Here is a 10,279-nt window from a genome sequence, read left to right on the forward strand (position 1 = left end):
TTTTCTCACCAGAATTAGTACGCGTTCTAGTTCTTGGGCAAGTCTCATGAACAACGGCCCGACTGCGCAAGGGTCTTGCCACTTGTAGAACACGTCACTACCTTGCGGACACCTTCTGATGGGCCGTCAGGTACGTGTGAGCGAGAAGGAGTTGCCGATGACCTGCCCCGCGCTGCCCGAGGGGACCGGCCTTCCCGAAGGCTTCGACTTCACCGACCCCGACGTCCTGCAGTCCGGCGTTCCGCTCCCCGAGTTCGCGCTTCTGCGCCGGACCTCCCCCGTGCGGTGGTGCGCCCAGCGGCACGGCATCTCCGGGTTCGACGACGCGGGGTACTGGGCGGTGACGCGGCACGAGGACGTCAAGTACGTCTCCACGCACCCCGAGCTGTTCTCCTCGAACACCAACACCGCCGTGGTCCGCTTCAACGAGCACATCCAGCGGGACCAGATCGACGCCCAGAAGCTGATCATGCTGAACATGGACCCGCCGGAGCACACCCGGGTCCGGCAGATCGTGCAGCGCGGCTTCACCCCGCGCGCCATCCGCTCCCTGGCGGACACCCTGCGGGACCGGGCGCGCACGATCGTCGAGGCGGCGGCCGCGACGGCGCGGAAGGGCGACGGCACCTTCGACTTCGTCACGCACGTCGCGGTGGAGCTGCCCCTCCAGGCGATCGCCGAGCTGATCGGCGTACCGCAGGAGGACCGCAGCCGGATCTTCGACTGGTCGAACAAGATGGTGGCGTACGACGACCCCGAGTACGCGATCACCGAGGAGGTCGGCGCGGAGTCCGCGATGGAGCTGGTCTCGTACGCGATGAACCTGGCCGCGGCGCGCAAGGAGTGCCCGGCGAAGGACATCGTCTCGCAACTGGTCGCGGCGGAGGACGAGGGCAACCTCGGTTCGGACGAGTTCGGCTTCTTCGTGATCCTGCTGGCCGTGGCCGGCAACGAGACCACCCGCAACGCCATCAGCCACGGCATGCACGCCTTCCTCACCCATCCCGAGCAGTGGGAGCTGTACAAGAGGGAGCGCCCCAAGACCGCCGCCGAGGAGATCGTCCGCTGGGCGACGCCGGTGGTGTCCTTCCAGCGGACCGCAACTCAGGACCTGGAGCTGGGCGGGCAGCGGATCAGGGCGGGCGACCGCGTCGGCATCTTCTACTCCTCCGCCAACCACGACCCGGAGGTCTTCACCGACCCCGGCGCCTTCGACATCACCCGCGACCCCAACCCCCACCTCGGCTTCGGCGGTGGCGGCCCGCACTTCTGCCTGGGCAAGTCCCTCGCGGTGATGGAGATCGACCTGATCTTCAACGCCCTGGCGGACACGCTGCCGGAGCTGCGGCTCGCGGGCGACCCGCGGCGGCTGCGCTCGGCGTGGATCAACGGGATCAAGGAGCTGCGGGTCACGGCCTGAACCACCGCTCCGCGATGGCCTACGGCGCCCCGCGCCTGATCACGCACCGCTCCGCCCCCGAAGCCCTGCCGCACGGGCTGCGCGTGCTCAGTGAGCGGAGCGCCCCCGGCCAGTGGGACCACGCCCGCCGCCCCGACCCCAAGGAACCGGCCGCCACCCCGCTCCTCGCCCTCCTCCTCGACGAGGCCTCGGTGAAGGTGGCCGCGGGGCCGCCGGAGGACGGCGCGGGGCCGGACGCGGAGCTCGGCCGGTGGGCCGGGGTGATCCCGATGCACACCGCCCACGGGGCTCCGCAACCGGACTCCGCGCTGCCGGGCGACGTGCCCCTGCCGGGGCACATCGCGGCGACGAGGTCCGTCCGCACCGCGCGTTCCCTGCGATTTAACTCACAGGAGGCCGAGTGACGCGGGACCTTCGGAAGGGCCGTTTGACCAGGTGAAAGGGGGTATAAGCGCCATCGGGTGATCAACTTTGCGCTAAGTGCAGAGGGCAACTAAAAGTTTATGGTCGGTTTTGGGTCGTCTCGCACCATGGGACGGCCCCTGTCCATTCCCTTGCCGGTTGTCCTGGAATGCGACCGCCGATCTCCCCCAGAAGCCGACCTTCCCCCAGAAAGAGCAGGCGAGCGAGCACGTGTCGACGTCCGTCCCCGTCGCACCCCGGCCCGGGTCCGTCGCGAAGAACTCCGAGCGGCAGACCGACGAGGCCCCCGTCACCGTCACCGACCCGGCGCAGGTCAAGCGGGCGGTGAAGGCCGCCGCCCTCGGCAACGCCATGGAGTGGTTCGACTTCGGCGTCTACAGCTACATCGCGGTGACCCTCGGCAAGGTCTTCTTCCCGAGCGACAACCCCACCGCGCAGATGCTGTCGACCTTCGGTGCGTTCGCCGCGGCGTTCCTGGTCCGGCCGATCGGCGGCATGGTCTTCGGCCCGCTCGGCGACCGCGTCGGCCGCCAGAAGATCCTCGCCATCACCATGATCATGATGGCGACGGCGACCTTCTGCATCGGCCTGATCCCGTCCTTCGCGACGATCGGCATGTGGGCGCCGGCCCTGCTCTTCCTGGCCCGCCTCGTCCAGGGCTTCTCGACCGGCGGCGAGTACGGCGGCGCGTCCACCTTCATCGCCGAGTACTCCCCCGACAAGAAGCGCGGCTTCCTGGGGAGCTGGCTGGAGTTCGGCACGCTGGTCGGCTACCTCTGCGGCGCCGGTCTGGTCACCCTGATGACGGCCCTGCTCAGCACGTCGGACCTGGAGTCCTGGGGCTGGCGCGTTCCGTTCCTGGTCGCGGGCCCGATGGGTCTCATCGGCCTGTACCTGCGGCTGAAGCTGGAGGAGACTCCCGCCTTCGCGGCGCAGGCCGCCGAGGACGAGAAGCTCGCGAGCACGGCCGCGCCGAAGCGGGAGAAGCCGTCGCTGAAGGAGACCGTCGTCGGCCAGTGGCGCACGATGCTGCTCTGCGTCGGCCTGGTGCTCGTCTTCAACGTCACCAACTACATGCTGCTGTCCTACATGCCGACGTACCTCACCGAGCAGCTCGAGTACGACCCCACGCACGGCCTGCTGATCATCCTGTGCGTGATGGCCTTCATGATGTGCGTGCAGCCCTTCGCGGGCCTGCTCAGCGACCGCTTCGGCCGCCGCCCGGTCATCGCCGTCGGCTGCGCGGGCTTCCTGGTGCTGTCCGTCCCGGCGCTGCTGCTGATCCAGCAGGGCAGCCTGGCGGCGATCGTCCCGGGGCTGCTGGTGCTCGGCCTGCTCCAGGTCTGCTTCACCTCGGCCATGCCGTCGACGCTGCCGGCGCTGTTCCCGACGAAGACCCGTTACGGCTCGCTGTCGATCGGCTTCAACGTCTCGGTGTCGCTGTTCGGAGGTACGACGCCGCTGGTCGTCGCCGCGCTGATCGGCTGGACGGGCAACCTGATGATGCCCGCGTACTACATGATGGGCGCGGCCGTGATCGGCGGGATCGCGGTGTTCTTCATGACGGAGAGCGCGCGGCGACCGCTGCCGGGGTCGGGGCCGGCGGTGGAGACGGAGGAGGAGGCGGAGCAGATCCGCGCGGACGCGCGCAGGGAATCGGCTTCCCCCTCGGCGTCCTGACCCTCCGCGGAACGGTTCCGCCCTTCCCTTTCCCTCCCCCACTTCACCCCGCCCTCTCGGGCTTCACAGCCCGCCCCGCGACCCGCCCCCTTGGGCATCACGGCCCGCCCCCGTCCCCTGGGCTTCGCAGCCCGCCCCGCCCGTTCCGCCCCCTTGGGCGACGGGGCCGCCCCAAGGGGGCGGGACGGGCGGGCGAGGGGGCGGCCCCTCCCGCTCCCGGCCCACCCGGGTGCCGCCCCTGCCCGAGCGCCTGTGCCGGGCACGCTCCTCCGCCAAGGTCGAGACCCCAGCCCCGTGCCGGACGCGTCAGCCCCGCCCTGCTCGGGCAGAGAGGACCCGGACCCGGCCCTCCACCTAAAGGGCTCGCCGCGCGGCCAAGGGGAACGGTTCCGTGCGGGTGCGTCGTGGCTGGGCGCGCAGTTCCCCGCGCCCCTGAACGGGGCACCCCCGGAAGCACGCCGTGCGGGAACGTCGTCGCTGGGCGCACAGTTCCCCGCACCCCCGGCAAGGCGCCGCAAGCCCTCAGCGGGGGACGCGGTGGTACTCGCTGCCGTCCTTCGTGCGGGACAGGAAGCCGCCCTCCACCAAGTACCGCCGCAGCGCCGAGCAGTCCTCATGAACGGTGCGGATCACGTCATTGACCTCGCGCTCCGTGTACGCCCGCCCCTCCTCGAAGAGCGTCCGCGCCAGGTGCGCGAGCAGTTCCTCCCGCCGGCCCGGCTTACGCGGTACGGACGTGAGCCGCCCGTCCCTGAAGAACGCCTCGACACCCTGACCAGCCACGCGCCCGCTCCCGCCCCACGACATTCCGGCAACCGAAGCCCCCGTTCTAGCCCCTCGGCACCCCCTCCTGCCACGCAATAAACAGCGGTGACGAGCGGCCCAGGCACACGCCCGGCGCGGCCGGGCCGCCGGTCGCCGGTCGCCCCGTCGGACCCGTACGGCAGGATGGGACGCATGAGCATCGTGAAGATCAACGCACTGACCGTGCCCGCCGAGCAGCGGGAGGTGCTGGAGAAGCGGTTCGCGTCGCGGGCCGGGGCCGTGGAGGGCTCCGACGGCTTCGAGTGGTTCGAGCTGCTGCGGCCCGTGGAGGGGACGGACCAGTACCTGGTGTACACCCGGTGTCCCAACGAACCGCACTCGTAGTTCTGAGGATACGCGCATGTCAGAGAACACAGAAGCCCCGCACGGCAGTTGAGCCGCACGGGGCGTTTTGCTGTCTGCGCGCTAGTTCCTGGTGCGCTCTCTCCAGCCGAGCACTTCCGTAGCCCTACGCCGTACGTACTCGGCGCGAGGGCTGCCGTCCCGTGCTGTGGGGTGCAGCGTGGCGGGGGCTTCGTCCTCTACGTACTCCGCCACGTCTTCCGCGTCGTAGGGCTGCCCGAGCTTGTCCAGGGCGTCAATCGCGTCGTCCACGCGTCGCCGGAAATCTGCGTCCCGGTCGTACTCTCCGGAGCTGTCGTAACTCATGGGGCGATCGTAGTTCGGGTGGCTTGGCAACGTCCCCGAGAGTTCTCCCGGGAGGGGGCCGGGGGTGAACTTCCCGGCGTGGTCGGGGCAGGCGTACAGGGTCGTTCCGGGGCCGCTCATGCTCTCTATCCACCGGACGGCTACGGGGGCTTCAGTGAGCCGGTCACAGCCGATGCAGAGTGCCGGGGTGGGCTCGGGGAGCATCCCGTTCAGCCACTCGCGCGTCATGCCGACACCGCCCCGGAGAACGCAGAGCGGGGGAAGGGGGCACCCGGGTAGCTGTACGGGTAGTCACGCCCGAGGGCCGCGAACTCCAGCGCCGTACGCCGTTCCTTCTGTACTTGGGTGAGAGGCATGGTCGTCTCGGCTTGCTGCCGGAAGTACGCGGCGGCTTCCTCTTTGGTGGGTCCGGTCCACGGGCGGGACCACGGGCTCACTGCGGGCTCTGCGGGCATGGGGGCAGGCTCGGGGCGCGTGTGCGCCTGGTGGCGTCCGTGGGCGGGCAGCAGCAGCCGCAGCACCCACACGACGATTCGGGCGATAGAGTCGCGCATGTCGTTTCAGCTCCTTGAAAGCTGTTTCGGCGAGCCCCGGTGACCGGTCCTACGCGGTTGCCGGGGCGTTTTCGTTTTTGACGGTAGTTAGCCTGTCCACCCCTGTCCACCCCTGGGGGCCCATATCCGCCACTGTGCGGCTGGTACGCGTGGTGGGTAACCTCCGCGTGTGGAGTTCAACCCGAGAGAGCCGAAGTGGCAGCAGATTGCCGCCGTGATCACCCGCCGCATTTCGAGCGGGCACTACCCGACCGACCACCAGCTTTCAGAGGTTCGGTTGGCGGAGGAATTCGGCGTGAACCGGGACACCCTCCGGAAGGCGACACGTGCGCTTCGGGAAGCGGGCTGGATCACTACCACGCCGGGCATGGGCAGCTTCGTGGCCGAGCGTCCCAAGGACGACCAGGGCGACGCACAGAGCGGCTAGCGGGTCGGCAGGCTGTCCGGGTCGACTACGGTCACACCCCGCAACTTCCGGTGCAGCCGGTGGGCGAGTAGTCCGGGCTGCCGGGGCTTGTTGAAGCTGCAATACACATCGTTCTCGGCCTGACTCCACCGCAGCGGGCTGCCGACCGCGCGGAAGATGGTTCCGACAACGCCGCTCGGCACGGACTTGCGGACGAGTAGCACCACGGCGGTCTTCTCTTCCCGCAGAAACTTGCAGTACCGGAGTGATACCGGGACGCACGGCGGGCAGAGCGGCGGCATGTCGGTGATGATCCGGTCCAGGCGAATCGGGGGCTTGTCGGCGTGCTGCCACTCGATGAACAGTGTTCCGTCCGCGCGCTCTGCCGGCTCCGCACACACCTGACACAAGAGCGCTTCCATGCATTCGCGCTGCCGCACGGGGTGCATGGAGTCAAAGAGGACGCGTCCTCGCTCGTCCTCGGGCGGTTCAGTCATGCGCGTCCACAGATTCCCGTGCGCGTCCCGATCTGCCGGGGACGGGTGAAGGTAGGCGAGGTGGGGCACCCCGTTGCGCGGGAATTCCACGCATAGATCACTTTCGAATGGCGCTTGTTCGTTGCTGTAGGCAGCGACGTAGGGGACGGGCACGGGCACGCGGAATCGTCCTTGCGGTGGTTGGGGGTGATGGGGACGCCCCGCCCATGCGCCACGGGGGCAGCTCACGGGCGGGGCGGGCGGGACCGTGGACGGTGCGCACCGTGGGCGGGTCCCTCATCCGTTGCTGAACACGCCCAGCGGCACGGCAACGGGTCTTGCTCCCCGCTTCGGCGCGTCATCCCCCGGGCGGGGGTGGTGCGGTCTGAAACGGGCGTCTGTGGCGGTGCGGGGAAGCTAGGCTCCGGTCATGCCCGAGCCCTTCGTGAACGGCGACGTTCACCACCGCGCGTGCGGTATCTGCCCATCTCGGTTTCATCCCGTCGGCAGCTTCGATGTGTTCGAGCGGCCAACCGCGGAATGTCCTTTCAACAAGGCAGATGGACATAGGTACTTGAGTGACGGGACACCGGTCTGCGTCCACCCCGAAAAGGTCGGGTTGCCGGCGGGACGCTACAAGAGCGAGAACGTGCCGCTGACTGTCGAGCTGGTGCTACCGCCCGACCCTTCCGAAGTGGTGCCGTACTTGCATGGCGTGCTGTACGGCGCGGCTCCGGTGCTGCTTGACGAGCTGATCTCACAGGCACAGCACCAGGTCCGGGAGCGCTTCCCCGAGCTGGACCCGCTTACCGTGATGCGGCAAGCGCTCAGCTAGGGGTCACGCGGGGACGGGCTCGAACGTGATGCTGTGTGAGAGCCCCATGCGGTGGAAGCCCGCCGCTTCATACTTCTCGCGCAGGACGCCGAGCCGGCGGGTCACCTCCTGCTGTGTGATCCAGTACCGGGACGGCGGCTCGCCCCACGCAGCACGGTATGCCTGGTGGGTGTAGTCGCCCGTTGACCAGTCGGTGTGTTCCTGGTCGGTCTGGTGGATGATCTGCGCACCGACCCGTTCCGTGATCCGGGCGAGAATCTGCGGTTGCGCGATCATGGCGTGCGTCATCTCGTCCACGGGCACAGCGACGGAGATTTCTGCCGCGCGCTCGTCGCTGGTCATCTCGAACACAGCGGCTTTGAGGCAGAGCGCCCGAAGCCCTTCGATGAACAGCGGGGCAGCGTCCTCGGACTGGTCGTACTCGCTGATGACCGGTCCGCCGGAAAAGCACGTCCAGTCCTCGTCGTAACGGAGGCTCGCGGCCCGGAACGCGGGAAACTCGGGGTCGGCTGCAACAGCCGTCAGAATGCCCCGCGCACGCTCGGCCACATCCTCGATGCGGGGGAGTTCAACAGTGGTCACTTTCACTCCTTCTCGTCGGAACAACTGAGTGGTGCTGGCTCCGTCCGGTCCTGTAGGTGAGTCAGGGCCATGGACTCAGACCGGGGCGGAGGGTCTAGGGGGGTGTGCTAGAAGGGGTCGCCCCGCCACCTGGCACGGTTCAGTTCGTCGGATTCCTCTTTGGAACGGCGCGGCTCGCCCCACTCGTCGAACCGGGCTGCCAACCACGGGTGACTTACGTCGTACTCCCGCGCAAGAGGACGCAGTCCCCTTCCCTCCCGGTACTTCCGCAGGATCTCTGCCTTAGCCGACAAGACCCGGTCCCGTCCGGCGCGCGACACTCGGTTCTCCCTTCACGGGCACGGCCACGGGCACCGCGGACAGTTCGTAGATCGTCGTGTCATCGCGTGCCATGAACCGGACACCCTGCCCTTGGTCGAGCTGGACCACGGCGGCCCCTTGCCGCGGGACGTCCCGGCACCAGTCGCGTAAGGCGGTGGGAGCGTCCGGGACCGTGGGGGCGACTACGTGTATCGACGCCGCCGGTACGGGGCCGGTCTCGGGGTCCGGGTCGAGCCGATCGGCCATCCACCGGGCACGGTCCCGGAGCCACTGACAGGCGAGAACCGGTGAGGGTGTTTGGTGCTCCCCGAGTGCGATTTCTACGGGCTTGCCTTCAACGGCACCGTGCGCAATGACCGTGCAGCGGAAAGTGCCTGCGACGAGCAAGCGGGGGCGCGTCATGCCGGATCACCCGCCGGTCTCGTCGGCGCGTAGGGCCACACATGGTCACCAGGGTGGTCGACGCACAGAAGACAGGTTTTCCCGCGCGAGTCCTGCACCGAACAGGGGGGGTTGACTTGTACGTCGATCTTGCCGTCACGCCAGAACACCCATGCAGCGGTGTCGGTCTGCTCGTTCACGTACAGAACGTGAACCCCATGGTCACCCTCGGAGTGCGGCAGGAACTCGCACTGGACGGCGAGAGAGCTGGTCCCGGCGTTAGCCGTACGGGCAGACAGGGCGATAGCGAGTTCCATGCACGCCACCGGTACGTCAAGCGGGGCGTGGCAGCGCTCGGCGTCCAGCACGCTCGCCGGCTCGTCGGCCTGGTCGTCGTCCCCGGCGGTGCTCTCGACCGGTGCGGGCTTGATGTGGTGGATACCATCCGGTCCGTGCTCGGCCATGGGGTCCGCGAGCCTTGCCCGCGCTGCGCTTCTCATTGACTGGTCCCTCCTGCGTCTCGCGCTTCCAAACGGCGTGACGAGTTCGGCGATCCGATGGGCGAACGTGGGGCCTACGCTCCGACGTCTGTTTCCCGTGAACCCGCTGTCGGGAGATTCAGCGTGGCCTAGGCTCGGAGAGGTTTCAACTGTCCAAACTGTGATTGAAAGTTGGTGAAGGGCGCTTGAACCGGAACGAGTTGAGGCCCGCAGCGAACCCCCGTGCAGCCTTCGGCGCTCGTCTCCGCAGGTTGCGCGAGGAACGTGGATGGACCCTAGACGAGTTGGGTGCGCGAACGGAATATTCCGCCTCACATATTTCGGGCGTGGAAAACGCGCAGCGTTCGCCAACTATCAAATTTGCGGAACGTGCTGACCTTGCCCTCAACCTCACGGGCACCAGCGAGACGTTGGTCAACGATGTGCACCGCATCAAGAGCGGTGCCCTGTTGGAGGGGTTCCCCGAGTACGTGGGCAGCGAGGGGCGCGCGGTGGAGATCCGGCTCTTTGAAACGGGCATCATCCCGGGCTTGCTTCAGACTCAGACGTACGCGGAGACGCTGGCACAGAGTGCGGTTCGTCAAGGCACCATCTCCGCCGAGCAGGCCCGTGAACGGATCACTGTGGTTGCGGAACGGCAGGAAGCGCTGCGCCGCACACCCGCCCCGACTGTCATGGTGGTACTAGATGAAAGCTGCATCCAACGCCCGATTGGCACCGCCAACGAATGGGCTGCACAGCTAGATCGGTTGGTGGAGTTCGCCGATCAGCCCAACACAGTCTTCCAAGTGGCACCGTTCAGCATGGGAGTTCGGCGTACCTTCGATCTGCCGCTGTACGTCCTGACCATGCCCGACCGGGCTGTCATGGCGTACGCCAAGTCTGCCACCCGAGGGCACTTGCACCGGGACAACACGTTCGTAGCGCCGCTCCTGCGGGCCTACTATCAATTGCAGGCTGACTCATTGTCGCAGCCCGACTCTGTGACCATGATCAGAACGATACGAGAGGCCACGTCGTGATAGACACCCCCCGATGGTTCACATCTAGCTACAGCAACAACGGTGGCGCTTGCGTCTCAGTAGCGACCAACCTTGTCGATTCCTGCCAGGTTGTCCCCGTACGGGACTCTAAGACCGTGTCCTACGTGGTGAGGCGGACGAGTCGCTTGTAGCAGCAGAGGGCGGCGGCGAGGCCGAGGAAGGCCAGGTAGTTGCGGGGGTCGCGT

12 protein-coding genes and 2 pseudogenes are annotated in these 10,279 nt (G+C 67.8%); 8 read left to right on the forward strand and 6 right to left on the reverse strand.

Features of this window, described 5'->3' with window-relative positions:
• The first annotated feature begins 157 nt into the window (after positions 1–157).
• The 3 genes from ACZ56L_RS19385 to proP all read left to right on the forward strand — a co-directional run bounded on the left by ACZ56L_RS19385 (position 158) and on the right by proP (position 3,523).
• The gene (locus tag ACZ56L_RS19385) at positions 158–1,420 is read left to right on the forward strand and encodes a cytochrome P450 (protein WP_345223333.1); all 1,263 of its coding nucleotides are present in this window, start codon (positions 158–160) and stop codon (positions 1,418–1,420) included.
• Positions 1,421–1,434: 14 nt separating this feature from the next.
• Entirely contained in the window at positions 1,435–1,824 is a 390-nt protein-coding gene (locus ACZ56L_RS19390; protein WP_471065192.1) for a hypothetical protein, read from the forward strand.
• A 229-nt stretch (positions 1,825–2,053) separates the two neighbouring features.
• Entirely contained in the window at positions 2,054–3,523 is a 1,470-nt protein-coding gene (gene proP / locus ACZ56L_RS19395; protein ID WP_471065236.1) for a glycine betaine/L-proline transporter ProP, read from the forward strand.
• 522 nt (positions 3,524–4,045) lie between these two features.
• On the opposite strand, the gene ACZ56L_RS19400 is transcribed toward proP, so the two are convergent.
• Positions 4,046–4,330, reverse strand: a complete 285-nt coding sequence (locus ACZ56L_RS19400) for a DUF2087 domain-containing protein (RefSeq protein ID WP_471065194.1) — start codon at positions 4,328–4,330, stop codon at positions 4,046–4,048.
• Between the two features lie 150 nt (positions 4,331–4,480).
• Between ACZ56L_RS19400 and ACZ56L_RS19405 the strand changes: the two are divergent.
• A pseudogene (locus ACZ56L_RS19405) lies at positions 4,481–4,660 on the forward strand (antibiotic biosynthesis monooxygenase family protein); the annotation flags it as partial.
• Between the two features lie 93 nt (positions 4,661–4,753).
• Here the strand turns inward: ACZ56L_RS19405 and ACZ56L_RS19410 are convergent.
• Both ACZ56L_RS19410 and ACZ56L_RS19415 read right to left on the reverse strand, forming a co-directional pair.
• Positions 4,754–5,224 carry a hypothetical protein gene (locus ACZ56L_RS19410; protein WP_471065196.1) on the reverse strand — a complete coding sequence of 157 codons (471 nt, stop codon included), beginning with the start codon at positions 5,222–5,224 and terminating at the stop codon, positions 4,754–4,756.
• Entirely contained in the window at positions 5,221–5,550 is a 330-nt protein-coding gene (locus ACZ56L_RS19415; RefSeq protein ID WP_468688393.1) for a hypothetical protein, read from the reverse strand. Before ACZ56L_RS19415 ends, ACZ56L_RS19410 begins: the two co-directional genes overlap by 4 nt.
• 169 nt (positions 5,551–5,719) lie before the next feature.
• On the opposite strand from ACZ56L_RS19415, the gene ACZ56L_RS19420 reads away from it, so the two are divergent.
• Entirely contained in the window at positions 5,720–5,977 is a 258-nt protein-coding gene (locus ACZ56L_RS19420) for a GntR family transcriptional regulator (RefSeq protein ID WP_471065198.1), read from the forward strand.
• Here ACZ56L_RS19420 and ACZ56L_RS19425 read toward each other — a convergent pair.
• Positions 5,974–6,612: a hypothetical protein gene (locus ACZ56L_RS19425; RefSeq protein WP_471065200.1), complete on the reverse strand. Its 639-nt coding sequence runs from the start codon at positions 6,610–6,612 to the stop codon at positions 5,974–5,976. The two genes, ACZ56L_RS19420 and ACZ56L_RS19425, sit on opposite strands and share 4 nt — an antisense overlap.
• A gap of 250 nt (positions 6,613–6,862) precedes the next feature.
• On the opposite strand from ACZ56L_RS19425, the gene ACZ56L_RS19430 reads away from it, so the two are divergent.
• On the forward strand, positions 6,863–7,267 hold the full coding sequence (locus ACZ56L_RS19430) for a hypothetical protein (protein WP_471065202.1): 405 nt from the start codon (positions 6,863–6,865) through the stop codon (positions 7,265–7,267).
• Positions 7,268–7,270: 3 nt separating this feature from the next.
• Here ACZ56L_RS19430 and ACZ56L_RS19435 read toward each other — a convergent pair whose 3' ends face one another.
• Together ACZ56L_RS19435 and ACZ56L_RS19440 are read right to left on the reverse strand one after the other, a co-directional pair.
• Positions 7,271–7,849 carry a hypothetical protein gene (locus tag ACZ56L_RS19435; protein WP_471065204.1) on the reverse strand — a complete coding sequence of 193 codons (579 nt, stop codon included), beginning with the start codon at positions 7,847–7,849 and terminating at the stop codon, positions 7,271–7,273.
• A gap of 719 nt (positions 7,850–8,568) precedes the next feature.
• The gene (locus tag ACZ56L_RS19440; protein WP_471065206.1) at positions 8,569–9,015 is read right to left on the reverse strand and encodes a hypothetical protein; all 447 of its coding nucleotides are present in this window, start codon (positions 9,013–9,015) and stop codon (positions 8,569–8,571) included.
• 221 nt (positions 9,016–9,236) lie between these two features.
• On the opposite strand from ACZ56L_RS19440, the gene ACZ56L_RS19445 reads away from it, so the two are divergent.
• Together ACZ56L_RS19445 and ACZ56L_RS19450 are read left to right on the forward strand one after the other, a co-directional pair.
• On the forward strand, positions 9,237–10,073 hold the full coding sequence (locus ACZ56L_RS19445; RefSeq protein ID WP_471065208.1) for a helix-turn-helix domain-containing protein: 837 nt from the start codon (positions 9,237–9,239) through the stop codon (positions 10,071–10,073).
• Positions 10,070–10,195 (forward strand): annotated as a pseudogene (locus ACZ56L_RS19450) (DUF397 domain-containing protein); the annotation flags it as partial. The gene ACZ56L_RS19445 and the pseudogene ACZ56L_RS19450, both read left to right, overlap by 4 nt.
• Between the last annotated feature and the right edge of the window lie 84 nt (positions 10,196–10,279).

It is taken from the genome of Streptomyces sp. NPDC039736 (assembly GCF_055596485.1).

Coding starts and splice junctions, on each gene's coding strand:
- ACZ56L_RS19410 (WP_471065196.1), bottom strand. CDS start 5,224: ATGACGCGCGAGTGGCTGAACGGGATGCTCCCCGAGCCCACCCCGGCA.
- ACZ56L_RS19390 (WP_471065192.1), top strand. CDS start 1,435: ATGGCCTACGGCGCCCCGCGCCTGATCACGCACCGCTCCGCCCCCGAA.
- ACZ56L_RS19400 (WP_471065194.1), bottom strand. CDS start 4,330: ATGTCGTGGGGCGGGAGCGGGCGCGTGGCTGGTCAGGGTGTCGAGGCG.
- ACZ56L_RS19385 (WP_345223333.1), top strand. CDS start 158: ATGACCTGCCCCGCGCTGCCCGAGGGGACCGGCCTTCCCGAAGGCTTC.
- ACZ56L_RS19415 (WP_468688393.1), bottom strand. CDS start 5,550: ATGCGCGACTCTATCGCCCGAATCGTCGTGTGGGTGCTGCGGCTGCTG.
- ACZ56L_RS19440 (WP_471065206.1), bottom strand. CDS start 9,015: ATGGCCGAGCACGGACCGGATGGTATCCACCACATCAAGCCCGCACCG.
- ACZ56L_RS19430 (WP_471065202.1), top strand. CDS start 6,863: ATGCCCGAGCCCTTCGTGAACGGCGACGTTCACCACCGCGCGTGCGGT.